The following is a 23732-nucleotide window of genomic DNA, read 5'->3' as shown; positions in this document are numbered from 1 at the left end:
GGTCAGCACCAGCACGAGGATGATCAGCACCACGAGGGCGAAACCGCCGCCGAGCTTCTTGGCAATGGTCAGGTTGGCAAACATGGTGGTCGCTCCGCGGGGCTCCGCCCCGGTTTGCGGGCCCGGCCGCCGGGCCCCCTCCAAAGCTCCGACCGCCCATCGCCGGGTTGATTTCCCGCCATGCGTCGGATGGCTTCTGGCAGGTGGCGCAACGCACGAGCCTGCCCCCGCGCCCACCCGATGAAGCGGATCAGCTGGCGGCGGCGAGGCGCTCGAAGCCGCGCGCCAGGTCGTTCTTCAGGTCGTCCATGTCCTCCAGGCCGACCTGCAGCCTCAGGGCGAAACCTTCCGCCTGCCAGTGCGTCGCGGTGCGGTAGGTGCGGCAATCGAAGGGGATCACCAGGCTCTCGTAGCCGCCCCAGGAGAAGCCCATGCTGAAGATCGACAGGTTGTCGAGCATCGCCGCCAGGCCGTCGCGGCTGTAGCCGGGGGCCAGCACGATGGAGAACAGCCCGGACGACCCCTTGAAATCACGCTTCCAGTGGGCGTGCCCCGGGCAGCTCTCGAAGGCCGGGTGCAGCACGCGGGAGACCTCGGGGCGCTCGCTCAGCCAGCGGGCCAGCTCCAGGCCCCGCCGCTCCGCCTCCTTGAGCCGCAGGAACAGCGTGCGCATGCCACGCAGCGCCTGCATGCAATCCTCCGCACCGGGCAGCATCGACATGGCGTCGTAGGTGGCGCGCAACGCCGGCCAGCAGGCCTGGTTGGCCGTCACCAGGCCGAGCAGGATGTCGGAGTGGCCGCCCAGGTACTTGGTGCCGGCCTCCACGGTCAGGTCGATGCCGTGGTCGTGGCCACGGAAGAAGATCGGCGTGGCCCAGGTGTTGTCGAGGATGGTCTTCACGCCGTGACGGCGGGCGATCGCGACCATCGCCGGGACGTCCTGCACCTCGAAGGTCTGGGAGCCCGGCGCCTCGAGGAACAGGGTGCTGGTGTTCGGCCCGATCAGGCGCTCGATGTCGGCGCCGATCATCGGGTCGTAGTAGGTGGTGGTCACACCGTAGCGGGCCAGCATCTGGTTGCAGAAGTTGCGCGTCGGCCGGTAGACGCTGTCGGGCACCAGGATGTGGTCGCCCGCCTTGGTGGTGCTGAACAGCGCCAGGGCCACGGCGCCCAGGCCCGAGGACGACAGCACGGTGCCCTCGGCGCCGGTCAGCTGGGTCCAGGCGTCCTCCAGGTGGGCGATGGTCGGCGACCCCGCCGTGCCGTAGGAGAAGCGGCTGCGCCGGGCCTCGATGTCGTCCAGCGTCTTGTAGATGATGGTCGAGCCCTTGTAGAGCGGCGCGTTGACGAAGCCGAACTGCTCCGCCGGGTCGCGGCCGAGCATGGTCAGCTGGGTGCTGATGTCGAATTTCGAAATATCGTCTTTGTTCATTGCGAGGCGGGCCAGGATCGTCGAAGCAGCCGATGCTACCTGAAGCCTGCCCGTGGTTCACGAAGGCGCCCCAATACCGACCGGCCCGGCAGCGCCCGGCCTCCCGAAAGGGGCGTCTGGCCGCTGCTCCAACCTCCTCGCCTGCCTCTTCATCGCCGTGCGCATCAGGCCCGGCGCGCAACGGCTCCCGTAGGGTGGCGTAGAGCGAAGCGAAACCCACGGGGCGGGGCGTTACAGGGCGTCATGAATGCCCGGAAAACACCGCGCATGAGGCTTCGCCTCAGGTCAAGACAGCTGACGCAGACAGAGCCAACGAAAACGTCACAGGTACGACATGAAACCGTCATCCAGCCCCACGATGATGGCCCTGCATCCAACGGCAGATGGATGCATGCAGAATGCTTCTGATTGGCAGGCCCGCCTGGGCATGGACCGACCTCTTGCAGGTCGGTTTTTTTTTGCCTGGAACATCCTTCACCGCCAGCCAGGAGCGCTGCAACCACAGCGCAACATTCCTCCCCTAGGCTGCGCACAGTTTTCCCCGAGGCCGAACCCGTGACACGCGTTGCAAGAGATCTGCGCAAGAACCTGGAAAGAGTCGCCATCCACAACGAGGACGCCGCCATCGCCGTGATGCGCGCCGCCGACCGAATCGGCGACGAGTCCCTGCGCCAGCAACTGTTCATCGTCATCCAGCGCATGAACCAGGACGCCCTGGACCTGCGCGCCATGCGCGACGCCGTCTGACGCGCGCCTGGCCGCCCCGACGGCTCAGGCCTCGCCGAGGCAGGCGATGGCCCGCAGCACGTCCCTGAACGCCTCGATCTGCTGTTCGCTGAAGCGCGAGAACACCCGTTCCTGCTGCTGCTCGGCGATCTCCCAGAGGGTTTCCGCCTGGTCCATGCCCACCGGGGTCAGGCTGCAACCGCTGGCATCGCCGCAGAGCATGCCCTTGCGGGTCAGCGTATCCACCGCCGCCTCGATCTCCCGCGTCGGCATCGCCACCAGTTGCTGCAGCGCGGCCATGTCCAGGCTGGCGTCCTTCTCCAGCACCATCAGCATGCGCGCCTCGCTGGTGCGCAGGCCGGTGGCGAGCTGCCGCGGCTGGTAGTCCTCCTGGTAGCTGCGCACCGCCTGGGTCATCAGGTAGTAGAGGTTGTGGCTGAGGCGCCCCTGGAAGGCGGTACGGGTGGCCGCCTCGTTCTTCTTCAGCAGCCGCGGATGGGGCAGCACCGCCGAATAGGCACCCTGATGATAGAGCAGCGGCGCGCGACCGAAATCGTCGAAGGCGACGACCTTGCCGATCAGGATCCAGTGATCACCGCCGTCCAGCTCCTGGTACTTCTCGCACTCGAAGCGCGCGGCACACTCCTCCAGCAGCGGCGCACCACCGGCGCCCTCCTCCACGCGCAGCCCGGCGAAACGGTCCTCGCTGGGGCGGGCGAACTGGTTGGAAATGTCGATCTGGTCGGCGGCCAGCACGTTCACCGCGAAGTGCCCGGCACGGGAAAACACCTCGTGGCTGGTGGCGCGCTTGTCGATGCTCCAGAGCACCAGCGGCGGGTCCAGCGACACCGAGTTGAAGCTGTTGGCGGTCATACCCACGCGGCGCCCGTCGGCGGCGGCGGTCATGACGGTCACTCCGGTGGCGAAATTGCCCAGGGCACGGCGGAAGGCACGCGGGTCGAAGCCCGCTTCATTGTTCTGTTGGGTCATGGCGAATCCTCGCAGCCGGGCAACGCCCGGCTGGCAGGTGGACGATCGGGGTGGAGGCGGAGCCGGTCAGACCATGCTCGGGTCGGGTTCGAGGCCCATCAGTTCGCGACCGAGGATCTGCGCGCACACGTCGTAGTCGGTGTAGGCGTGGGCGCCGGTCATGTGGGCGTCGCGGAACAGGCGCTGCATCTCGTTGGACTCGAACCAGGCGGTGCCGCCGGCGGCCTCGAACAGGCGATCCACCGCCTGGATGCACATCTTCACCGCATAGGCCTGGTTGGTGCGCCAGAAGGCCAGGGTCTGGCGATCCGGGTACTGATGGCGCTCACCGTGCTCGGCGTGCTCCTGCCAGGTCTTCTCCAGGAAGGCACGGGCAGCGGCGACCTGGTGGGTGGACTCGGCCAGGCGCATCAGCGCCGGGGTGGCGGTGCCGACGCTGACGCCGGTGTAGGCGCGCACGCGGTTCTTCGTCTTCTCGGCGAACGCCACCAGCATGCGCTCGGCGACGCCCAGGCTGATGGCCGCGAAGCCGCTGGCGAAGTACGGGCGATAGGGGGCGTAGAAGATCTTGCTGTCCGGGTACAGGTCGAAGCCGGCGGAGCGGCCTTCCATCATGTCCTTGGCCGCCTCGATACGGTGGTCGGGGATGAACACGTCCTTGAGGATCAGGGTCTTGGTGCCACTGCTGCGCATGCCGGCGACGAACCAGTCGTCACGGATCTCGTAGTCGGCGCGGGGCACCACGCCGAAGCAGTAGACCGGCGGCTCGCCCTCGCCCGCCGGGCGGCGGAAGCCGACGATGGCCCATTCGGCATGGTCGCAACCGCTGCTCCAGCCCAGCTCGCCGTTGAGGATGATGCCGCCCTCGACGTTCTGCGCCTTGCCGAACGGCGCGATGCTGCTGCTCGCGGTGGCGTCCGGGTTCTCGCCCCAGATCTCGTCCTGCAGGCGCTTGGAGAACATCGCCAGCTGGTGGCTGTGGGTGCACAGCAGGCTGAAGGCCCAGGCAGTGCCCCCGCAGGCGCCGGCCAGGGCGACCACGCAGTCGGCGAATTCCGGCAGGGAGACCTCCAGGCCGCCATAGGCCTTGGGCTGGAGGGCACGGTGCATGCCGATGCCCTTGAGCAGGGCGATGTTCTCGGCCGGCACCATGCGCTCCTGCTCCGCGCGGGCGGCGTTGGCAGCGATGGCGGGCAGGATGGCACGGAGGTCGGCGAGCAGAGGATTTGGCTTTTTCATGCGGGATACCCAGTCTATTTATTGTTAGTCGCCACCGTTCGGGAGAAGCCCTGGCGCCCTTTGGTGAAAGGGCCCATGGCGGTGGCCTGGGGTCATTATGAAGAGGTGGTGCCGGGCTAAAAATGCACGTTCCGGATACTCGATTGCACTTTCCATGGCGAATCGCCGATTTCCGGCAACACCGCCGCCCACGAACAATTAATGTATTAACGATCCATCTTTTGCTTTAGCATTCACCGCCGAGAACCCAGCCCCCAAGCCCAGCCCGAACGCCCTCGATGATCCAGCTGCCCAACGCCCTGCGTGCCCTGCGCCATCGCAACTTCCGCCTCTATTTCACCGGTCATTGCATTTCCACCCTCGGCACCTGGATCCAGCAGGTGGCGCTGGCCTGGCTGGTCTATCGCCTCACCGGCTCCGCCGCGCTGCTCGGCGTCACCACCTGCGCCGCCCTGCTGCCGCAGTTGCTGGTCGGCCCCTTCGCCGGTGCCTGGATCGACCGCCACGACAAGCGCCGCCTGCTGATCGTCGTCGAAGGACTGCTCGGCCTGCAGGCCCTGAGCCTGGCGGCGCTCACCGCGAGCGGGATGATCGGCCCGACCCTGCTGGTGGCCATGGCCGCCCTGCTCGGCGTGCTCAACGCGGTGGACACGCCGCTGCGCCAGTCGCTGCTCAGCCAGTTCGTCGACGACCGTGCGGACCTGCCCAACGCCCTGGCCCTGAACGCCATGCTCTTCACCCTCTCGCGCTTCATCGGCCCGCCGCTGGCCGGGCTGCTGCTCGGCTTCGTCAGCGAGGCGGTGTGCTTCGCCCTCAACGCCGTGTCTTACCTGGCGTTGATGACCGGGCTGCTGTGGGTGCGCATGGCGCCGACGCCAAGGGCGGCGGGCTCGTTCCGCAACGTCTTCGGCGAGGGGCTGGAATACGCGCGACGCGACCCGAAGATCCGCCTGATGATCCTCAGCGTATTGGCCCTGAACCTCACCGCGTCGAGCTACGTGGTGCTGCTGCCGGTGTTCGCCAAGGACATCTTCGGCGGCGACGCCACCACCCTCGGCTGGCTCTGGGGCGCGGCCGGTGCCGGCTCGCTGCTGTCGAGCATCGTGCTCGCCAGTCACTCCGGCGGCAGCGCCCTGTCGCGGCTGATCCTGCTCTCCTCCGCCGCCTGCAGCCTGGCCATGCTGGTCTTCGCCTGGAGCAGCCACCTGCCGCTGTCGCTGGCGGCCATGGCGGTGCTCGGCTTCGGCATCTCCTGCAGCAACGTCGGCACCAACATCATCCTGCAGAGCAGCGCCCCGGAGGCCTTGCGCGGCCGTGTCGTGGCGCTCTACACCTCCACCCGCTTCGGCTTCGACGCCCTGGGCGGCCTCGCTGCCGGCCTGCTCGCCTCGCACCTCGGCGCGCCGCCGGTACTGGCCCTGGGGGGCACGCTGCTGCTCGGCTACTGCCTGTGGCTGGCCCGCTATCAACGCAGGAACACGGCGTAACCGTCCCGCTCAGCGCCGGGCGAACAGCGCCGCCAGCAGGCAACCGGCTCCGCAGCCGCCCATCACCAGCGCCATCGGCAGCGGCGTACCGTCGTAGAAGCTGCCCACCAGCGCGCTGGCCGCCGTGCCCAGGCCGAACTGGGTCGCCACCGCCAGTCCCGCCGCCGCGCCGGCCCGCTGGGGGAACTCGGCGAGCAGCGAGGCCAGGCAGTTGGCGCCGAGCATCCCGGTGACGCTGACGTAGAGCACCACGCAAACGACGATCGCCGGCAGCCCGCCCAGGCCGAGCGTGACCAGCAGTGCCAGCGCGGCCCCCGCCGTCGCCGCCACCAGCGCGCCGAGGAACAGCAACCGGCGCGGCCCCAGCCGCCCCACCAGTCGCGCATTGGCGGCGGTGGCGACGATGATGCCGGCGATGTTCAGGCCGAACAGCCAGCCATACCCCTGGGGCGAGACGCCGAAGTGGCCGATGTAGACGAAGGGCGAGGCCGTGATGAAGGCGAACATCCCGGCGAAGCACGACCCCATGCAGAGGATGTAGCCCAGCGCCCGTGGCCGCAGCGCCAGGTGCCCATAGGCGATGAAGGCCGCCGCCAGGGAATGGCTGCGCGCCTGGGGCGGGTGGGTCTCGGGAATCTTCAGCGCCACCGCCGCCAGGCACAGCCCGGCGAAGGCCATCAGCAGCAGGAACAGCGAGCGCCAGCCGGCGAGCAGCATCAGGTAGCCGCCCAGCAGCGGCGCCACCAGGGTGGCGAACATGGTCACCAGGTGCATCAGCGACAGCACCCGCGCCGCATCGCCCAGCGGGAACAGGTCACGCACGATGGCCCGCGTCAGCACCGATGCCGCCGCACCGCCCAGGGCCTGCAGCAGGCGCCAGGCCAGCAGGTGCTCGACCTCGCCCGCAAGCGCGCACCCCAGGCTGGCCGCCAGGTAGAGAGCGATGCCGCCCAGCAGCAGGCGCCGCCGGCCGAAGCGGTCCGACAGCGGCCCGTAGGCCAGCATCCCGAGGCACAGCCCGGCGAGGAACACGCCGATGGTCAACTGCACCCGCGCCTCCGGCGCCCCCAGGTCATCGGCGATCAGCGGCAGGCTGGGCAGGTACATGTCGATGGACAGCGGCCCGAAGGCCACCAGGGCGGCGAGCAGCAGGATCAGGCGCTTGGGGTTGGCGGTCATGGGGTTCCTGGGTGTCGTTCGGATGGGTGAGGCGCCGGGCTGTGCAGTGGGTCCCCGCGTTCGCGGGGATGACAGGGTCGGGTACGGACGCTTTGCATGACCGTCACCCTCGCGAACGCGAGGGCCCACTCAGGACGCCAGGTCGATCAGAGGCTCAGCAGCCACAGGCTCAGGCCCGGGAAGGCCACCAGCAGGACGATGCGCGCCAGGTCCGAGCAGAGGAACGGCACGATGCCCCTGGCGGTCTCGCCGTAGGGCACGTCGCCGGCGGCGCGCTGGACGATGAACAGGTTCATGCCCAGGGGCGGATGGATCAGGCCGATCTCCACCACCATCAGCGCGAGGATGCCGAACCAGATGGACTTGTCGGACTCGCTCAGGCCGAAGAAATCCAGGCCCATGATCATCGGGTAGAAGATCGGGATGGTCAGCAGGATCATCGCCAGCGAATCCATCACGCAGCCCAGCGCCAGGTACAGGCCGAGGATGATCACCAGCACCAGCATCGGTGCCAGGCCGCTGCCGATCACCCAGGCCGCCAGCTCGCCCGGCATCTGGGTCAGCGCGAGGCCAGAGTTGAGCAGGTCTGCGCCCAGCAGCACGAGGAAGATCATCGCCGAGGTTTCCGCCGTGCCCAGCAGGCTGGCGCGCATGCCCTTCCAGCGCATGCCGCCCTGGGTGACGGCGAGGACGCCGCAGGCCGCCGCGCCGATGGAGGCCGCCTCGGTGGGGTTGGCCCAGCCGCCGTAGATGCCGACGATCACCACCAGGAACACGCCGATCACCGGCAGCACGTTGACCAGCGCGCGGCCGCGCTCGGCCAGCGACGCCCTGGGCGAGACGGTGGCCTGGGACTCGTCCCGCGCCACCATGATCCGCAGCACCAGCACGTAGCCGATGATGGCGATCACCCCCGGCACCACGGCGGCGACGAAGAGCTTGGCGATGGATTCCTGGGTCAGCACCGCATAGATGATCAGCGGCACCGACGGCGGGATGAGGATGCCCAGGGTGCCGCCGGCCGCCACGGTCGCGGTGGCCAGGCGCCCGGAATAGTTGTGCCGGCGCAGCTCGGGCAGCGCCACGTGGCTCATGGTCGCCGCGGTGGCCAGGGAGGAGCCGCAGATGGCGCCGAAGCCCGCACAGGCGCCGATGGCGGACATGCCCATGCCGCCCTTCCAGTGGCCGATGAAGGCCGAGGCGCAGCGGAAGATCGAGCGCGACAGGCCGCCGTGGGTGGCGAACTGGCCCATCATCACGAACAGCGGGATCACCGCCAGGTCGTAGTTGGACAGGCGCGAATAGGCCAGGTCGTTGAGGGTGAACAGCAGGCTCGACAGGTCGCCGTCGTTGACCGCCCAGAAGCACGCCGCGCCGCCGACCAGCATGGTCAGGCCGATGTGCACCCGCAGCAGCAACAGGGTCATGGTGATCGCCAGCGCGATCAGCCCCAGCGCCAGGCCGCTCATGCCTCACCTCCCGCACCGCCCAGCACCCGCACCACCCGGGCCAGGGCACAGAGCCCCAGGAGCACCAGGCTCGGCACGATCAGCGCCAGCGGAATCCACAACGGGATCGACAGCAGCGTGGTGACGTCGCCGAACTCACGGTTGTCGAGCATCTGCAGGCTGGTGCGCCAGGCCAGCAGCCAGGCCACTGCACAGCACAGCAGGTGGGCGAAGGCGTCCAGCACCCGGCGTACTACGGCGGGCAGCCAGTTGGTCAGCGCGTCCACGCGGATGTGCGTGCCGCGCAGTTCGCACAGCGGCAGGAAGGCGGCGATGGCCACCGCGGCCCCCACCTCCACCAGTTCCATGTCGCCACGGATGGGCGTGGAGAACAGCTTGCGACCGACGATGGAGACCACCGACATGCCGACCAGGGCCAGGATGATGCCGCCGCCCGCCAGGGCGAAACCGTGGGTGACGCGCAGCAGGACCCGGCGTACCAGGCCCTCCTGATCGCGCGCGTCGAGATCGAAATGCAGCGATTCCTTCATGGCCTCAGTGCCCCGAGCCGGCCAGGGTGCGCACGGCCTCCACCAGCGCCTTGCCGTCCAGCCCCTTGGCATCCGCCTCGTCGATCCAGCCCTGCACCGCGCCATCGGATGCCTTGCGCATCTCGCCGTAGGCGGCGTCGTCCAGCACCACCAGGCCGTCGGCCGGCGTCGCGTCGTGGGCCTTGGCGGTGGCCGCATCCCAGGCGGTGGCGAAACGCTCGGACAGCGCCTTGCCGCTATTGCGCTCGATGATCGCCTGCAGGTCCGCCGGCAGGCTGTCGAAGCGGCGCTGGTTCATCAGCATGGTCAGCACCGTGTAGCCGAAGGCCGGTTGCCCGGCGGGCACGTCGCTGTGGTAGCGGGTCACCTCGTCGAGCTTGGTCGCCGGCACCACTTCCCAGGCGGCGAGCGCGCCATCCACCACGCCCTTGGAGATGGCCTCGGTCATCTGTGCCGGCGGCATGCTGACCGGGGTCGCGCCCAGGCTTTCCACGGTCTTCGCCGCCGTACGGCTGGAGGCGCGCAGCTTGAGCCCGGCCAGGTCGGCCAGGGTGCGCACCGGCTTGCCCCGGGCGTGCAGGCTCATGCCGCCGTCACCGTGCACCACCAGCACCTTGTAGCCCTTGAAGTCGTCCCGGGCGTAGCGCTCGTAGAAGTCCCAGATGATCGCGTTGCCGGCCTTGCCGCCCATGGGCAGGACGAAGGGCAGCTCCAGCGCCTCGACCCGGGGGAACTTGCCGGCCGAATAGGCCGGCGCGGTCCAGACGATGTCCGCCACGCCGTTGCGCGCCATGTCCGCGAGCTTCGCCGGCGTGCCGCCCAGCTGCATCGAGGGGTAGAGCTGGCACTTCAGGCGGTCGGCCGACTCCTGGCGCAGCTGCTCGCACCAGGGCTCGATGATGTTGAGCTGGGCGTTGGAGGTGGATGGCAGGAAGTGGGCGACCTTGAGGGTGATGGTCTCGGCCTGGGCCGAACCGGCGCCGAGCAGCGCCGCGCACAGCGCGGGAATTGCGAGGGATTTCATGGCGATAGCTCCGTCTTGTTGTTGTAGCCAGTCACATCGGTGCTGGCGGCTGGGAAGCGAATACCGTTAATACATTAATTTTTATCACTTGCCTGTCAACAGAAAGAAGCGAGCCTGGCGGGTATACGAAAGGCTAACGTGATTTATCAGGAATATTTAATTCATATTTTTCAGCTATTTAACGAATATTTTATATGTAGATCATCAAGTGTCGCTCTCGAAACCCCTTTCAAGGCATATTGTTAATATTTTAATTAATGACTAGATTGCGCGGGCCGACGCCACGGCCAAAGCGAGGCGTTCGGCCCCGACAGACCTTTCCTAGAGACAAGAACAATGACCAGGAAAATACGCACGACCCACGCCCTCACCTGCCTGCTGGCGACCCTTGCCGGCAGCGCCCACGCAGACCTCGTCAAGGACAGCAAGGCCAGCATCGAGGCTCGCAACATGTACATGAACCGCGACTTCCGCCAGGGCGGCGCGCCCCAGGCCAAGGCCGAGGAATGGGCCCAGGGCTTCACCGCGCGCTTCGAGTCCGGCTTCACCGAAGGCACCATCGGCGTCGGCCTCGACGCCATCGGCCAGGTGGCGATCAAGCTCGACTCCAGCCGCGACCGTCGCGGCACCGGCCTGCTGGCCTACGGCGCCCAGAGCCTGGAGCCCGAGGACAACTACAGCGAGCTGGGCCTGACCGCCAAGCTGCGCGCCTCCAGGAGCGTGCTGCGCATCGGCACCCTGCAGCCGCAGTTGCCGGTGGCGGCCTACAACGACGTGCGCCTGCTCTCCTCCACCTACGCCGGCGGCCTGCTCACTTCCCAGGAATTCGACGGCCTGACGCTCAACCTGGGGCGGCTGGAGAAGATCAACCTGCGGGATTCGTCGAGCAACGACGAGATGAACTACGGCGGCGTGGAAAGTGCGCACCTGGACCTGCTCGGCGGCAGCTACGCGCTCAGCCCGGCACTGACGCTGAGCTACTACCACGCACAGATGCAGGACATCTATCGCCAGCACTACCTCGGCCTGGTGCACAACGCCACCCTCGGCGAGGGCATCACCCTGAAGACCGACCTGCGCTACTTCGACACGGGCGAGGACGGCGAGCACCGCTATCGCAGCGCCGCGCGGGTGGACGGCGGGCGGATCGACAACCGCTTCTTCAACGGCATGGTCACCCTCGGCATGGGCGCCCACAAGTTCGGCCTCGGCTACCAGAACCTCTCCGGCGACGGTGATTTCGCCTACCCGGGGCTGGACCCCTACTCGGTGAACCTGGTGACCTTCAACGTCTTCACCAAAGCCGAGACCGATGCCTGGCAGGCGCGCTACGACTTCGACTTCGTCGCCCTCGGCGTGCCCGGCCTGAGCTTCATGACCCGCTACGTCAGCGGCAGGAACGTGCAGACCGCCACGGTGCAGGACGGCCGCGAATGGGAGCGTGACACCGACCTCGTCTACACCTTCCAGGACGGATCGCTGAAGGGCCTCAACATCCGCCTGCGCAACGCCACCTTCCGCTCCGGCGATGGCCTGCGCACCGATGTCGACGAGAACCGCCTGATCATCGGCTACACCCTGCCGCTGTTCTGATCGCCCCGTGGGAGCGGATTCGTCCGCGATGGGATGCCCGGCCGCGCGAAGCCTTGTGCTGGCGGCGGGTCTTTCGCGGCTGAAGCCGCTCCCACAAGGAAAGCCCGCAGCGAAGCCGGGCATTGCAGTGCGCAGGTGGATGACGCTTCACCCTTCCACCATGGCGGCCCGGGGCAACACCGCCGGTGGAGGTAAAAAGCGACCTCCACCCTACACGGCCTTTACTGAATCCACGCCGGCGCCGCCCCTTGTGGGAGCGAATTCATTCGCGATGGGATGCCCGGCCGCGCGAAGCCTTGTGCCGGCGGCAGTTCTTTCGCGGCTGAAGCCGCTCCCACGGAGAACCCCTACCCCCCGTTACGCGCCCGGTACTCGCCGGGCGTGATGCCGGCATGGCGGGAGAAGAAGCGGCTGAAGTAGGCCGGGTCCTTGAAGCCCAGCTGGTAGCAGATCTCGTTCACCGAGCCGCCGGTGAACAGCAGCAAACGGCGCGCCTCCTGCATCAGGCGCTCATGCACCAGGCGCTTGGAGGGCAGGCCCGCGACCCGGCGGCAGATGTCGTTGAGGCGCGCCTCGGTGACGCCGATCTGCCGCGCATAGTCGGCCAGCGACCAATGCTGCGGGTAGTGCTCCTCGATCAACGCGTTGAAGCGGTGGAAGAACTGCAGGTCGTCACGCCGTGCCGGCTGAGCCTTGAGCGAACGGGTGGAGAGGCGCAGCAGGCTGATGAAGATCAGCCGCGTCAGCGCCTCCAGGCTTTCCGCGCGGCCGGAGTGCTGGCTGCGGAACTCATCGCCAAGGTAGTCGAACAGCTGGTCGAGGCGCCGCACTTCGGCGGCAAAGCTCTCGTCCAGCTCGTCGAAGGCCACGCAGACGGCACCGATCTGCGGCCCGGCGGCCAGCCCGCGTCCGGCATCCAGCAGCGGCCACACCAGTTGCTGGCGTACCGTCAGCACATGGCCGTCGGCGTCCGCCTCGGTAACGAAGGAATGGGGGATGGTCGGCGGGGTGAGGAAGAACAGCGGCCCCTGGCGGTGGTACTGCTGCTCGTCGAGGTAGACGCGCACCGAGCCGCTCTTGACGTAGTGCACCTGGAAGAAGCGGTCGTGACGGTGCACCGGCATGTTGCGGCCGAAGAAGTCGGCCAGCCGGCCCAGTTGCTCGTAGTGCACGTCGGCATCGGCGTAGCGCTGGTCGTAGACCTGGCCGATGTCGATGTTGGGGATCGGGGAAGACGCCATGGTCCGCAGCCTCACCCGATCGCCATCAAGGTTTTATCTGCTTGAGCTCGTTCAGCAGCCCCAGCAGTTGCTGCAGCTTCTCTTCGCCGAACTGCTCCTGGATCTTCTGGTAGTTGCTCTCCATGCCGTCGCTCATGGACACGAAGCACTGCTGCCCCTGCTCGGTCAGGCCCACGTAGACGCGGCGCTGGTCCTGGGGGGATTTCCAGCGCCGGACGATGCCGTCGCGCTCCATGCGCACCAGCACGCCGGTCATGCTCGGCTTGAGGATGCAGGCCTGGTGCGCCAGCTGGTGGCTCTCCATCTCGCCGTTCTGCCGCAGGATGCGGATCACCCGCCATTGCTGCTCGGTCAGCCCGTGCTGGTTGAGCAGCGGGCGGAAGAACCCCATCGCCGCCTCGCGTGCCTGCAGGAGGGTCAGGGTCAGGGAAGGTCTGGGCGTTGCCATGTGTGCTCCGGATGAACGCGATGGCGGATTTAAGCAACAACCGGCGCCACGAAGCAAACCCCGAGCGCCTTCCCGCGCGCCTTGTCACGCCCGGTCAAGGCCTTGGCAGGAATGGACAATCCGCGGGCTGCGGCGGGGTTTCTAATGGGCTCGTCGATCGCATCGTCCTTTGGTAGGGCTTGATCATCGTTAATATATTAATTATAAAGTTAGCATGTTAACGAAATGACTTCGGGCGCTGCTCCTACACCGTCATGAGCGCGCCCTCTTTTCTTCCGGGGATGACCCCGTAGCTTCAGGAGTGAACCCATGCGTCGCGCAACCAGCGAAGCCGCTACCGGTACCCTGTTCGGCGTCGCGCTGAACTACAGGGGCCTGCTCGAAAGCCGCCTGGCCGAGTTCGACCAACCGCCTTACCAGAAGCCGCCGGTCAAGCCGGTGCTCTTCATCAAGACCCCGAACACCCGCAACCACGACGGCGGCGCCGTACCCTTCCCGACCGGCGAGCGCCTGCAGCCGGGCCCGGCCCTGGGCGTGGTGATCGGCCGCGACGCCAGCCGCGTCAGCGCCGAGGACGCCCTGGCCCACGTGGCCGGCTACGTCATCGTCAACGAGTTCAGCCTGCCGGAAACGAGCTACTACCGCCCAGCGGTGAAAGCCAAGTGCCGCGACGGCTTCTGCGCCCTCTCCGACGAGCTGGTGCCGGCCGAGAGCATCGGCAACCCGCACGCCCTGGGCATCCGCCTGCGGGTGAACGGCGAGCTGCGCCAGGAGAACAGCACCGCCAACCTGGTGCGCAGCATTCCCCAGCTGATCGCCGAGATCAGCGAGTTCATGACCCTGCACGAAGGCGACGTGCTGATCACCGGCACCCCGGAAGGCCGCGTCGACGTACAGCCCGGCGACGAGGTGGTGGTGGAGATCGACGGCCTCGGCCGCCTCGCCAACACCGTGGTTGCGGAATAAGGAGTCCCTGATGAAACACGCACGTATCCGTTACCAGGGCGACATCCACGCCGTGACCGTCGAAGACGGCAACGCCGTCCGCCTCGCCGATGGCCGCCTGCTGGCCGAAGACCAGGTCGAGTGGCTGCCCCCGGCCACCGGCAGCATGTTCGCCCTCGGCCTGAACTACGCCGACCACGCCGCCGAACTGGCCTTCAAGGCGCCCACCGAGCCGCTGGCCTTCATCAAGTCCCCCGGCACCTACACCGGCCACAACCAGGTCACCTGGCGCCCGGACAACGTCGCCTACATGCACTACGAGTGCGAGCTGGTGGCGGTGATCGGCAAGCCCGCGCGCAACGTCAAGCGCGAGGACGCCCTGCAGTACCTGGCCGGCTACACCGTCTGCAACGACTACGCCATCCGCGACTTCCTAGAGAACTACTACCGCCCCAACCTGCGGGTGAAGAACCGCGACTGCACCACCCCGGTCGGCCCCTGGATCGTCGACGCCGCCGACGTGCCGGACCCGTCGAAGCTCAGGCTGCGCACCTGGATCAACGGCGAGCTGAAGCAGGAAGGCACCACCGCCGACATGATTTTCGACATCCCCTACCTGATCGAATACTTCTCCAGCTTCATGACCCTGCAGCCGGGCGACATGATCGCCACCGGCACGCCGGAGGGCCTGGCCGACGTGGTGCCGGGCGATGAAGTGGTGGTGGAAGTGGAAGGCGTCGGCCGCCTGGTCAACCGAATCGTCAGCGAAGCCCAGTTCTTCGCCCGCAAACAAGAGGCATGAGCAGCATGATCAAGCACTGGATCAACGGCCAGGAAGTCGAAAGTAAAGAGACCTTCGTCAACTACAACCCGGCCACCATGGACGCCATCGGCGAAGTCGCCAGTGGCGGCGCCGAGGAGATCGCCGCGGCCGTGGCCGCCGCCAAGGACGCCTTCCCCAAGTGGGCCAACACCCCAGCCAAGGAGCGCGCCAGGCTGATGCGCAAGCTGGGTGAGCTGATCGACGCGAACGTGCCCAAGCTGGCCGAGCTGGAGACCCTGGACACCGGCCTGCCGATCCACCAGACCAAGAACGTGCTGATCCCCCGCGCCTCGCACAACTTCGAATTCTTCGCCGAGGTCTGCACCCGCATGGACGGCCACAGCTACCCGGTGGACGACCAGATGCTCAACTACACCCTCTACCAGCCGGTGGGCGTGTGTGGCCTGGTCTCCCCGTGGAACGTGCCGTTCATGACCGCCACCTGGAAGACCGCACCCTGCCTGGCCCTGGGCAACACCGCCGTGCTGAAGATGAGCGAGCTGTCGCCGCTGACCGCCAACGAACTGGGTCGCCTGGCGCTGGAAGCCGGCATCCCCAAGGGCGTGCTCAACGTGGTGCAGGGTTACGGCGCCACCGCCGGCGACGCCCTGGTCCGCCACCCGGACGTGCGCGCCATCTCCTTCACCGGCGGCACCGCCACCGGCCGCAAGATCATGCAGACCGCCGGCCTGAAGAAGTACTCCATGGAGCTGGGCGGCAAGTCCCCGGTGCTGATCTTCGATGACGCCGACCTCGACCGCGCCCTCGACGCCGCGCTGTTCACCATCTTCTCCCTCAACGGCGAGCGCTGCACCGCCGGCAGCCGCATCTTCATCCAGGAAACCGTCTACGACCGCTTCGTCGCCGAGTTCGCTGCCCGCGCCAAGCGCCTGATCGTCGGCGACCCGCAGGACCCGAAGACCCAGGTCGGCTCGATGATCACCCAGGCCCACTACGACAAGGTCACCGGCTACATCCGCATCGGCATCGAGGAAGGCGCCACCCTGCTGGCCGGCGGCCTGGAGCGCCCGGCGGGCCTGCCCGCGCACCTGTCCAGGGGCCAGTTCATCCAGCCCACCGTCTTCGCCGACGTGGACAACCGCATGCGCATCGCCCAGGAAGAGATCTTCGGCCCGGTGGTGTGCCTGATGAAATTCAAGGACGAGGCCGAGGCCCTACGCCTGGCCAACGACACCGAATACGGCCTGGCCTCCTACATCTGGACCCAGGACATCGGCAAGGCCCACCGCCTGGCCCGTGGCATCGAGGCCGGCATGGTGTTCATCAACAGCCAGAACGTGCGCGACCTGCGCCAGCCGTTCGGCGGTGTGAAGGGCTCCGGCACCGGCCGCGAAGGCGGCCAGTACAGCTTCGAAGTGTTCGCCGAGATCAAGAACGTATGCATTTCCATGGGCAGCCACCACATCCCGCGCTGGGGGCTGTGAGGCGCCGCGCCCCTTCTCGCCTTCGAGGAAGGGGCGCAGGATAACGATTACCGAGCGTGCACCAACAATCACAATGAACCCTGAAGGCCCGGCGGCGGGCCTTCCACTCGGAGTAACGACCATGGGCAAACTCGCTCTGGCTGCCAAGATCACCCACGTACCCTCCATGTACATCAGCGAGCTCGAAGGCCCGCGCAAGGGCTTCCGCAAGGCGGCCATCGACGGCCATATCGAGATCGGCCGGCGCTGCCGCGAGCTGGGCGTGGACACCCTGGTGGTGTTCGACACCCACTGGCTGGTCAACGCCAACTACCACATCAACTGCGGCAAGCAGTTCCAGGGGCTGTACACCAGCAACGAGCTGCCGCACTTCATCGCCAACATGGAATACGCCTTCCCCGGCAACCCCGAGCTGGGCCACCTGCTGGCGGCGGAATGCAACCGCCTCGGCGTGGAGACCATGGCCCACGACGCCACCACCCTGGCGCCCGAGTACGGCACCCTGGTGCCCATGCGCTACATGAACACCGACCAGCACTTCAAGGTGATCTCGGTCTCCGCCCTGTGCACCTCCCACTACCTCAACGACAGCGCCCGCCTCGGCTGGGCCATGCGCAAGGCCGTGGAAGAGCACTACGACGGCACCGTGGCCTTCCTCGCCAGCGGCTCGCTCTCCCACCGTTTCGCCCAGAACGGCAAGGCCCCGGAGTTCGCCACGAAAATCTGGAGCCCCTTCCTCGAGACCCTCGACCAGCGCGTGATCCAGATGTGGGAAGCCGGCGAGTGGGAGGAGTTCTGCGGCATGCTCCCCGAGTACGCGGCCAAGGGCCACGGCGAAGGCTTCATGCACGACACCGCCATGCTGCTCGGCGCCCTGGGCTGGTCGAAGTACGACGGCCATGCCGAAGTCATCACCCCCTACTTCGCCGCCTCCGGCACCGGCCAGCTCAACGCCGTGTTCCCGGTCACGCCGCAGGACGGCTCGACCATCCCGCCAGCGCAAGCCTCCAACCCGGCCGGCGTCGCCTCCGCCAGCCGCCTGTAGCCCTTTGGCGGCCGGCCCCGGCCCGCCGCCACGTACCTGAACGCCACGCCAGCCGGTGGCGGATACGCAGCCGCCATCCGCACCAGAGGAGGTCCGCATGCCGCACTTCATCGCCGAATACACCCACAACATCGAAGCCGAGGCCGACCTGCCCGGCCTGTTCGAGAAGGTCCACGCCTGCCTGGGCGCCTCCGGGGTCTTCCCCCTCGGCGGCATCCGCAGCCGTGCCGTGCGCCTGGACACCTGGCGCATGGCCGACGGCCAGCACGACTACGCCTTCGTCCACATGACCCTGAAGGTGGGCGCCGGCCGCGACCTGGCCACCCGCCGCCAGGTGGCCGATGCGCTGTTCGAAGTGATCAGCGGCCACTTCGCCGCGCTCCAGGCCCGGCGCCTGCTGGCCCTCTCCTTCGAGATGACCGAGCTGGACGCCGAGCTCAACTACAAGCTCAACAACGTGCACGCCTTCCTCAAGGGCCAGGCCGGCTGACCCCCGGCCCACCGCCGGCGCGGGGTGGCAACGCCCCGCGCCGCGCACCCCGACGCGACTCCCAACAAGAAGTACAAGACCATGAGCACCGCCCACACCGCCTGCCCCACCGGCGCTGACCACGCCACCCGCGACACCACCCACCGCACCGTCACCTGGCGGCTCATGCCGCTGCTGCTGGTGTGCTACCTGTTCGCCCACCTGGACCGCATCAACATCGGCTTCGCCAAGATGCAGATGAGCGCCGACCTGCAGTTCAGCGACACCGTCTACGGCTTCGGCGCCGGCCTGTTCTTCATCGCCTACGCCCTGTTCGGCGTGCCCAGCAACCTCGCCCTTGACCGCGTCGGCCCGCGCCGCTGGATCGCCACCCTGATGGTGGTCTGGGGCGTGCTCTCCACCAGCATGTTCCTGGTGCAGGGCGCCACCGGCTTCTACGTCCTGCGCTTTTTGCTGGGGGTCGCCGAGGCCGGCTTCTTCCCCGGCATCCTCGTCTACCTCAACCGCTGGTACCCGGCCCGCCGCCGCGCGCAGATCACCGCCCTGTTCGCCATCGCCGTGCCCATGGCCGGGGTCATCGGCGGGCCGCTGTCCGGCGCCATCCTCGAAGGCTTCCACGATGCCCTCGGCCTGCGCGGCTGGCAGTGGATGTTCCTCCTCGAAGGCGCCCCCGTGGTGCTGCTCGGCCTGCTGGTCTGGGCGCGCCTGCCGGAGCGCTTCGATGACGTCGCCTGGCTCGACGACGCCCAGAAGCGCCAGCTGCGCGAGGACATGGCCCAGGAGGAACAGCGCAAGCCGATCACCTCCTTCGCCGGCATCCTGCGCGACCGCCACGTCTGGCTGCTGGTGGCCATCTACTTCGCCGTGATGCTCGCGGTGAACACCCTGGCCTTCTGGATGCCCACCCTGATCCACGGCGCCGGCGTCGCCCGCGACAGCCAGGTCGGCCTGCTCAGCGCCGTGCCCTACCTCGCCGGGGTGTTCTTCATGCTCGCCTGCGGCCGCTCCTCGGACCGCCACCGCGAACGCCGCTGGCACCTCAGCGTGCCGCTGCTGATGTGCGCCGTGGGCATCGCCAGCAGCGGCCTCGCGCCCACCAGTGCGATCCCCGTGCTGGCCGGCCTGATCATCGCCGGCATGGGCGCCAGCGCCGCCCTGCCGATGTTCTGGCAGCTGCCGCCGGCCTTCCTCTCCGACAAGGCCCAGGCCGCCGGCATCGGCCTGATCAGCTCCTTCGGCAGCATCGCCTCGTTCCTCGCGCCCTACCTCATCGGCTGGATGCGCGACACCACCCAGAGCGCCAGCCTCGCGCTGTTCGTCCTGGCCTTCTTCATCGCCCTCGGCGCCGGACTGGTGCTGCGCACCCCCGCCGCCCTGGTCAACCCACGCTAAGAGAGACCCCACCATGCTCGACGCCACCCTGATCCAGCAGGCCGCCGCCCGACTCGACGCCGCCGAACGCTCGCGGCAGCAGATCCGCCAGTTCTCCCTGGACCACCCCGGCATCACCATCGAAGACGCCTACGCCATCCAGCGCGCCTGGGTGGCGCAGAAGATCAGCGACGGGCGCAAGCTGGTGGGCCACAAGATCGGCCTCACCTCCCGCGCCATGCAGGTGTCCTCCAACATCACCGAGCCGGACTACGGCGCGCTGCTGGATGACATGTTCTTCGACGAAGGCACCGACATCCCCTTCGAGCGCTTCATCGTCCCCCGCGTGGAAGTGGAGCTGGCCTTCGTCCTCGGCAAGCCGCTGCGCGGGCCGAACGTCACCCTGTTCGACGTGCTCGACGCCACCGAGTGGGTCATCCCCGCCCTGGAGATCATCGACGCCCGCATCCAGCAGGTGGACCCGGAGACCCAGGCCACCCGCAAGGTCTTCGACACCATCTCCGACAACGCCGCCAACGCCGGCGTGGTGATGGGCGGACGCGCCGTGCGCCCCACCGAGATCGACCTGCGCCGCGTGCCCGCCGTGCTCTACCGCAACGGCGTGATCGAGGAATCCGGCGTCTCCGCCGCCGTGCTCAACCACCCGGCCAAGGGCGTGGCCTGGCTGGCCAACAAGCTAGCGCCCTACGACGTCACCCTGGAAGCCGGGCAGATCATCCTCGGCGGCTCCTTCACCCGCCCGGTGGCCGCCCGCCCCGGCGACACCTTCCATGTCGACTATGACCAGCTGGGCTCGATTGCCTGTCGGTTTGTCTGAACTTGAGCTGGAAGCCTGGAGCTTGAAGCTGGAAGAAAAGGCGGTCCGTGCGCGCTTCCAGCTTCCAGCTTCCAGCTTCCAGCTTCCAGCTTCCAGCTTCCCAAGGAGCCTCCCATGCCCCTCATCAACACCTTCAAACACCGCCTCCAGTCCGGTGACGCCCAGGTCGGCCTGTGGCTCGGCCTGGCCGACCCGTACTGCGCGGAGCTGGCCGCCAACGCCGGCTTCGACTGGCTGCTGATCGACGGCGAGCACGCCCCCAACGACCTGCGCAGCCTGCTCGGCCAGTTGCAGGCCGTGGCGCCCTACCCTGCCAAGCCGATCATCCGCCCGCCCATCGGCGACCCGGTGCTGATCAAGCAGTTGCTGGACATCGGCGTGCAGACTCTGCTGGTGCCCATGGTGGACTCCGCCGCCCAGGCCGCCGAGCTGGTGCGTGCCATGCGCTACCCGCCGTTCGGCATCCGGGGCGTCGGCAGCGCCCTGGCCCGTGCCTCGCGCTGGAACAGCATCCCCCGCTACCTGGACAAGGCCGACGAACAGATGTGCCTGCTGGTGCAGATCGAGAACCTCGACGGCCTGGCCAACCTCGATGCCATCGCCGCCGTGGAGGGCGTGGACGGCGTGTTCATCGGCCCGGCCGACCTCTCCGCCGCCATGGGCCATCGCGGCAACCCCGGCCACCCCGAGGTGCAGGCCGCCATCGAAGACGCCATCGCCCGCATCCGCCGCGCCGGCAAGGCCGTCGGCATCCTCAGCGCCGACGAGGCCCTGGCCCGCCGCTACCTGGAGCTGGGCTGCAGCTTCGTCGCCGTCGGCGTCGACACCAGCCTGCTGATGAAGGCCCTGCAAGGCCTCGCCGGCCGCTTCAAGGGCACGCCCGCGCCGCCGTCCAGCACCGGCAGCGTCTACTGACCCGCACTCCCGACCCGCTCCCCCCATCAACGTCCGCCCCGGTGCTGCACGCAGCACCGGGAACGGGCGACGACCGTCCGAAAGAAGGCAGACCGATGACCCTCGATGACCTCAACCTGCTGCGCGAACAGGCCTACGTGAACGGCCAGTGGATCGAAGCCGACGACGATGCGCGCTTCGCCGTGACCAACCCCGCTAACGGCGAGCTGATCGCCGAAGTCGCCTCCCTCGGCCGGGTGGAAACCGCCCGCGCCATCGACGCCGCCCAGGCCGCCCTGCCCGCCTGGCGCGCCCGCACCGCCAAGGAGCGCAGCACCATCCTGCGTCGCTGGTACGAGCTGATCATGGCCAACCAGGAGGACCTGGCCCGCCTGCTCAGCTGGGAACAGGGCAAGCCGCTGGCAGAAAGCCGGGGCGAGATCGCCTACGGCGCCAGCTTCATCGAGTGGTTCGCCGAAGAGGCCAAGCGCGTCTACGGCGACGTCATCCCCCACGACAAGCCCGGCCGCCGCCTGGTGGTGATCAAGCAGGCCATCGGCGTCGTCGCCGCCATCACCCCGTGGAACTTCCCCAACGCCATGATCACCCGCAAGGTCGGCCCGGCCCTGGCCGCCGGCTGCACCGTGGTGCTCAAGCCCGCCTCGGAGACGCCGCTGTCCGCCCTCGCCCTGGCCGCCCTCGGCGAGCGCGCCGGGATTCCCGCCGGGGTGCTGAACATCGTCCCCGGCACCCGCTCGCGGGAGATCGGTGCCGAACTGACCGGCAACCCACTGGTGCAGAAACTCTCCTTCACCGGTTCCACCGGCATCGGCAAGCTGCTGATGGCCCAGTGCGCCGAGACCATCAAGAAGGTCAGCCTGGAACTGGGCGGCAACGCGCCCTTCATCGTCTTCGACGACGCCGACCTCGACGCTGCCGTGCAGGGCGCCCTCGGCTCCAAGTTCCGCAACACCGGGCAGACCTGCGTGTGCACCAACCGCCTGCTGGTGCAGAACGGCGTCTACGACGAATTCGCCCGGCGCCTGGTGGCGGCGGTCAACGCCCTCAAGGTGGCCCCGGCCGACGACGACGGCGCCCAGCAGGGCCCGCTGATCAACGCCAAGGCCGTGGCCAAGGTGGAGGAACACATCGCCGACGCCGTCGCCAAGGGCGCCCGCGTCCTGGCCGGCGGCAAGCCCCATGCCCTGGGCGGCAACTTCTTCGAGCCCACCGTGCTCGGCGAGGTGACCCCGGAGATGCGGGTGGCCCGCGACGAAACCTTCGGCCCGCTGGCGCCGATCTTCCGCTTCGACACCGAGGAGCAGGCCATCGCCATGGCCAACGACACCGAATTCGGCCTCGCCTCCTACCTCTACACCCGCGACCTCGGCCGCGCCTGGCGGGTCAGCGAAGCCCTGGAATACGGCATGGTCGGCGTCAACGAAGGCCTCATCTCCACCGAAGTCGCCCCCTTCGGCGGCATCAAGCAATCCGGCCTCGGCCGCGAAGGCTCCAAATACGGCATCGACGACTACATCGAGCAGAAGTACATGTGCCTGGGCATCGGCTGATGCCGCCGTAGGTTGGCGCCAAGCGCAGCGAGGCCCAACGATGCAAGGCCAAGCCCCGCTGCACCACCCCGTGGGAGCGAATTCATTCGCGAAGCTTTTCGCGGTCGAAACCGCTCCCACCCCTCACCCACCCTCCGGCCTGGCTGTAGGGGCGAATTCATTCGCCCAGCGGCGCCAAGCGCAGCACGGCCCAACGATGCAAGGCCAAGCCCCGCTGCACCACCCCGTGGGAGCGAATTCATTCGCGATGCTCTTCACGGTTGAAACCGCTCCCACACCTCACTCACCCTCCGGCCTGGCTGTAGGGGCGAATTCATTCGCCCAGCGGCGCGCAGCGAGGCCCAACGAGCAAGGCCGGGCCACGCTGCACCACCCTGTGGGAGCGAATTCATTCGCGATGCTCTTCGCGGTTGAAACCGCTCCCACAGATCAGTCCCAGCGGGCAACGAGTCGTGTAGGGGCGACTTCAGTCGCCAAGCGGTGCGCAACGCTGCCATGGAGAAAGAGATGCGAGGAGCCTCAGGGCCTGATGCCCTTCAACTCCTGCAGCAGGTCCAGCAGCTCGTGCAGCTTCTCTTCACCCAGCTGCTGCTGGATGGACTGGTAGCCGCGCTCCATCTCCTGGCTCATGGACTGGAAGCAGGCCTCGCCCTGCTCGGTGAGGGCGAGGAGGATGCGGCGCTGGTCCTCGGCGACCTTGCGTCGGCGGACCATGCCGTCGCGCTCCAGGCGGGCGAGCACGCCGCTCATGCTGGGCTTGAGGATGCAGGCTAGGCGCGCCAGCTTGTGGCTTTCCATCTCGCCCTGCTGGCGGAGGATGCGGATCACCCGCCACTGCTGCTCGGTGAGGTCGTGGCGGTTGAGCTGGGGGCGGAAGAAGCGCATGGCCGCTTCGCGGGCCTGCAACAGGGTGAGGGTCAGGGAGGCGCGGGTATCGGGCATGGGTCGGGCA

Annotated in this window: 22 protein-coding genes; 12 read left to right on the top strand and 10 right to left on the bottom strand. The window is 68.0% G+C overall.

Annotated features, from left to right (window positions below; genetic code table 11):
- Positions 1–250 precede the first annotated feature (250 nt).
- Complete coding sequence (gene metC, locus HSX14_RS14590; protein WP_173175876.1) at positions 251–1432, bottom strand: cystathionine beta-lyase; 1182 nt, start codon at positions 1430–1432, stop codon at positions 251–253.
- Between the two features lie 555 nt (positions 1433–1987).
- Here metC and HSX14_RS14585 point away from each other — a divergent pair.
- Positions 1988–2179, top strand: a complete 192-nt coding sequence (locus HSX14_RS14585) for a hypothetical protein (RefSeq protein WP_173175874.1) — start codon at positions 1988–1990, stop codon at positions 2177–2179.
- Between the two features lie 24 nt (positions 2180–2203).
- Here HSX14_RS14585 and HSX14_RS14580 read toward each other — a convergent pair whose 3' ends face one another.
- Positions 2204–3148 carry a p-hydroxyphenylacetate 3-hydroxylase reductase component gene (locus tag HSX14_RS14580; protein ID WP_173175872.1) on the bottom strand — a complete coding sequence of 315 codons (945 nt, stop codon included), beginning with the start codon at positions 3146–3148 and terminating at the stop codon, positions 2204–2206.
- A 66-nt stretch (positions 3149–3214) separates the two neighbouring features.
- The gene (locus HSX14_RS14575; RefSeq protein WP_173175870.1) at positions 3215–4387 is read right to left on the bottom strand and encodes a p-hydroxyphenylacetate 3-hydroxylase oxygenase component; all 1173 of its coding nucleotides are present in this window, start codon (positions 4385–4387) and stop codon (positions 3215–3217) included.
- 278 nt (positions 4388–4665) lie between these two features.
- On the opposite strand from HSX14_RS14575, the gene HSX14_RS14570 reads away from it, so the two are divergent.
- Positions 4666–5874 carry an MFS transporter gene (locus tag HSX14_RS14570; protein WP_173175868.1) on the top strand — a complete coding sequence of 403 codons (1209 nt, stop codon included), beginning with the start codon at positions 4666–4668 and terminating at the stop codon, positions 5872–5874.
- Positions 5875–5883: 9 nt separating this feature from the next.
- Here HSX14_RS14570 and HSX14_RS14565 read toward each other — a convergent pair whose 3' ends face one another.
- The 4 genes from HSX14_RS14565 to HSX14_RS14550 form a co-directional block, all read right to left on the bottom strand.
- Positions 5884–7053 (bottom strand): Bcr/CflA family multidrug efflux MFS transporter, encoded by a 1170-nt coding sequence (locus HSX14_RS14565; protein ID WP_173175866.1) that lies wholly within the window; start codon positions 7051–7053, stop codon positions 5884–5886.
- A 146-nt stretch (positions 7054–7199) separates the two neighbouring features.
- Complete coding sequence (locus tag HSX14_RS14560) at positions 7200–8522, bottom strand: TRAP transporter large permease (protein ID WP_173175864.1); 1323 nt, start codon at positions 8520–8522, stop codon at positions 7200–7202.
- Positions 8519–9052: a TRAP transporter small permease gene (locus tag HSX14_RS14555; RefSeq protein WP_173175862.1), complete on the bottom strand. Its 534-nt coding sequence runs from the start codon at positions 9050–9052 to the stop codon at positions 8519–8521. Before HSX14_RS14555 ends, HSX14_RS14560 begins: the two co-directional genes overlap by 4 nt.
- 4 nt (positions 9053–9056) lie before the next feature.
- Positions 9057–10076: a TRAP transporter substrate-binding protein gene (locus HSX14_RS14550; protein WP_173175860.1), complete on the bottom strand. Its 1020-nt coding sequence runs from the start codon at positions 10074–10076 to the stop codon at positions 9057–9059.
- Positions 10077–10412: 336 nt separating this feature from the next.
- Here HSX14_RS14550 and HSX14_RS14545 point away from each other — a divergent pair, with 336 nt between their 5' ends.
- Positions 10413–11669 (top strand): OprD family porin, encoded by a 1257-nt coding sequence (locus HSX14_RS14545; RefSeq protein WP_173175858.1) that lies wholly within the window; start codon positions 10413–10415, stop codon positions 11667–11669.
- Between the two features lie 347 nt (positions 11670–12016).
- Here the strand turns inward: HSX14_RS14545 and hpaA are convergent, their stop codons facing one another.
- On the bottom strand, positions 12017–12910 hold the full coding sequence (gene hpaA / locus HSX14_RS14540; protein ID WP_173175856.1) for a 4-hydroxyphenylacetate catabolism regulatory protein HpaA: 894 nt from the start codon (positions 12908–12910) through the stop codon (positions 12017–12019).
- Between the two features lie 25 nt (positions 12911–12935).
- Positions 12936–13358: a homoprotocatechuate degradation operon regulator HpaR gene (hpaR, locus tag HSX14_RS14535; RefSeq protein WP_173175854.1), complete on the bottom strand. Its 423-nt coding sequence runs from the start codon at positions 13356–13358 to the stop codon at positions 12936–12938.
- Positions 13359–13667: 309 nt separating this feature from the next.
- Here hpaR (HSX14_RS14535) and HSX14_RS14530 point away from each other — a divergent pair, with 309 nt between their 5' ends.
- The 9 genes from HSX14_RS14530 to HSX14_RS14490 all read left to right on the top strand — a co-directional run bounded on the left by HSX14_RS14530 (position 13668) and on the right by HSX14_RS14490 (position 22780).
- Positions 13668–14324, top strand: coding sequence for a fumarylacetoacetate hydrolase family protein (locus HSX14_RS14530; protein ID WP_173175852.1), 657 nt, complete (start codon positions 13668–13670; stop codon positions 14322–14324).
- A gap of 10 nt (positions 14325–14334) precedes the next feature.
- Positions 14335–15105 (top strand): fumarylacetoacetate hydrolase family protein, encoded by a 771-nt coding sequence (locus HSX14_RS14525; protein WP_173175844.1) that lies wholly within the window; start codon positions 14335–14337, stop codon positions 15103–15105.
- A gap of 5 nt (positions 15106–15110) precedes the next feature.
- Complete coding sequence (gene hpaE / locus HSX14_RS14520) at positions 15111–16571, top strand: 5-carboxymethyl-2-hydroxymuconate semialdehyde dehydrogenase (RefSeq protein WP_173175927.1); 1461 nt, start codon at positions 15111–15113, stop codon at positions 16569–16571.
- A 121-nt stretch (positions 16572–16692) separates the two neighbouring features.
- Positions 16693–17616 (top strand): 3,4-dihydroxyphenylacetate 2,3-dioxygenase, encoded by a 924-nt coding sequence (gene hpaD / locus HSX14_RS14515; protein WP_173175834.1) that lies wholly within the window; start codon positions 16693–16695, stop codon positions 17614–17616.
- A gap of 97 nt (positions 17617–17713) precedes the next feature.
- Positions 17714–18106 (top strand): 5-carboxymethyl-2-hydroxymuconate Delta-isomerase, encoded by a 393-nt coding sequence (locus tag HSX14_RS14510; protein ID WP_044405200.1) that lies wholly within the window; start codon positions 17714–17716, stop codon positions 18104–18106.
- An 81-nt stretch (positions 18107–18187) separates the two neighbouring features.
- On the top strand, positions 18188–19498 hold the full coding sequence (locus tag HSX14_RS14505; protein ID WP_044405203.1) for an MFS transporter: 1311 nt from the start codon (positions 18188–18190) through the stop codon (positions 19496–19498).
- 13 nt (positions 19499–19511) lie between these two features.
- Positions 19512–20315, top strand: coding sequence for a 2-oxo-hept-4-ene-1,7-dioate hydratase (gene hpaH / locus HSX14_RS14500; RefSeq protein WP_107331040.1), 804 nt, complete (start codon positions 19512–19514; stop codon positions 20313–20315).
- Between the two features lie 114 nt (positions 20316–20429).
- Positions 20430–21230: a 4-hydroxy-2-oxoheptanedioate aldolase gene (gene hpaI, locus HSX14_RS14495; RefSeq protein WP_173175832.1), complete on the top strand. Its 801-nt coding sequence runs from the start codon at positions 20430–20432 to the stop codon at positions 21228–21230.
- A 95-nt stretch (positions 21231–21325) separates the two neighbouring features.
- On the top strand, positions 21326–22780 hold the full coding sequence (locus HSX14_RS14490) for an NAD-dependent succinate-semialdehyde dehydrogenase (RefSeq protein ID WP_173175830.1): 1455 nt from the start codon (positions 21326–21328) through the stop codon (positions 22778–22780).
- A gap of 519 nt (positions 22781–23299) precedes the next feature.
- Here the strand turns inward: HSX14_RS14490 and hpaR (HSX14_RS14485) are convergent.
- Positions 23300–23722: a homoprotocatechuate degradation operon regulator HpaR gene (hpaR, locus tag HSX14_RS14485; RefSeq protein WP_173175829.1), complete on the bottom strand. Its 423-nt coding sequence runs from the start codon at positions 23720–23722 to the stop codon at positions 23300–23302.
- Positions 23723–23732 lie beyond the last annotated feature (10 nt).

The organism is Pseudomonas tohonis (assembly GCF_012767755.2).
Lineage (GTDB): Bacteria > Pseudomonadota > Gammaproteobacteria > Pseudomonadales > Pseudomonadaceae > Metapseudomonas > Metapseudomonas tohonis.
This window is presented reverse-complemented; position numbering and strand designations above follow the sequence as displayed.

Excerpts from the sequence above, each read along its gene's own strand:
- metC (WP_173175876.1), bottom strand. The coding sequence starts at position 1,432 with ATGAACAAAGACGATATTTCGAAATTCGACATCAGCACCCAGCTGACC.
- HSX14_RS14580 (WP_173175872.1), bottom strand. The coding sequence starts at position 3,148 with ATGACCCAACAGAACAATGAAGCGGGCTTCGACCCGCGTGCCTTCCGC.
- HSX14_RS14575 (WP_173175870.1), bottom strand. The coding sequence starts at position 4,387 with ATGAAAAAGCCAAATCCTCTGCTCGCCGACCTCCGTGCCATCCTGCCC.
- HSX14_RS14570 (WP_173175868.1), top strand. The coding sequence starts at position 4,666 with ATGATCCAGCTGCCCAACGCCCTGCGTGCCCTGCGCCATCGCAACTTC.
- HSX14_RS14565 (WP_173175866.1), bottom strand. The coding sequence starts at position 7,053 with ATGACCGCCAACCCCAAGCGCCTGATCCTGCTGCTCGCCGCCCTGGTG.
- HSX14_RS14560 (WP_173175864.1), bottom strand. The coding sequence starts at position 8,522 with ATGAGCGGCCTGGCGCTGGGGCTGATCGCGCTGGCGATCACCATGACC.
- HSX14_RS14555 (WP_173175862.1), bottom strand. The coding sequence starts at position 9,052 with ATGAAGGAATCGCTGCATTTCGATCTCGACGCGCGCGATCAGGAGGGC.
- HSX14_RS14550 (WP_173175860.1), bottom strand. The coding sequence starts at position 10,076 with ATGAAATCCCTCGCAATTCCCGCGCTGTGCGCGGCGCTGCTCGGCGCC.
- HSX14_RS14545 (WP_173175858.1), top strand. The coding sequence starts at position 10,413 with ATGACCAGGAAAATACGCACGACCCACGCCCTCACCTGCCTGCTGGCG.
- hpaA (WP_173175856.1), bottom strand. The coding sequence starts at position 12,910 with ATGGCGTCTTCCCCGATCCCCAACATCGACATCGGCCAGGTCTACGAC.
- hpaR (WP_173175854.1), bottom strand. The coding sequence starts at position 13,358 with ATGGCAACGCCCAGACCTTCCCTGACCCTGACCCTCCTGCAGGCACGC.
- HSX14_RS14530 (WP_173175852.1), top strand. The coding sequence starts at position 13,668 with ATGCGTCGCGCAACCAGCGAAGCCGCTACCGGTACCCTGTTCGGCGTC.
- HSX14_RS14525 (WP_173175844.1), top strand. The coding sequence starts at position 14,335 with ATGAAACACGCACGTATCCGTTACCAGGGCGACATCCACGCCGTGACC.
- hpaE (WP_173175927.1), top strand. The coding sequence starts at position 15,111 with ATGATCAAGCACTGGATCAACGGCCAGGAAGTCGAAAGTAAAGAGACC.
- hpaD (WP_173175834.1), top strand. The coding sequence starts at position 16,693 with ATGGGCAAACTCGCTCTGGCTGCCAAGATCACCCACGTACCCTCCATG.
- HSX14_RS14510 (WP_044405200.1), top strand. The coding sequence starts at position 17,714 with ATGCCGCACTTCATCGCCGAATACACCCACAACATCGAAGCCGAGGCC.
- HSX14_RS14505 (WP_044405203.1), top strand. The coding sequence starts at position 18,188 with ATGAGCACCGCCCACACCGCCTGCCCCACCGGCGCTGACCACGCCACC.
- hpaH (WP_107331040.1), top strand. The coding sequence starts at position 19,512 with ATGCTCGACGCCACCCTGATCCAGCAGGCCGCCGCCCGACTCGACGCC.
- hpaI (WP_173175832.1), top strand. The coding sequence starts at position 20,430 with ATGCCCCTCATCAACACCTTCAAACACCGCCTCCAGTCCGGTGACGCC.
- HSX14_RS14490 (WP_173175830.1), top strand. The coding sequence starts at position 21,326 with ATGACCCTCGATGACCTCAACCTGCTGCGCGAACAGGCCTACGTGAAC.
- hpaR (WP_173175829.1), bottom strand. The coding sequence starts at position 23,722 with ATGCCCGATACCCGCGCCTCCCTGACCCTCACCCTGTTGCAGGCCCGC.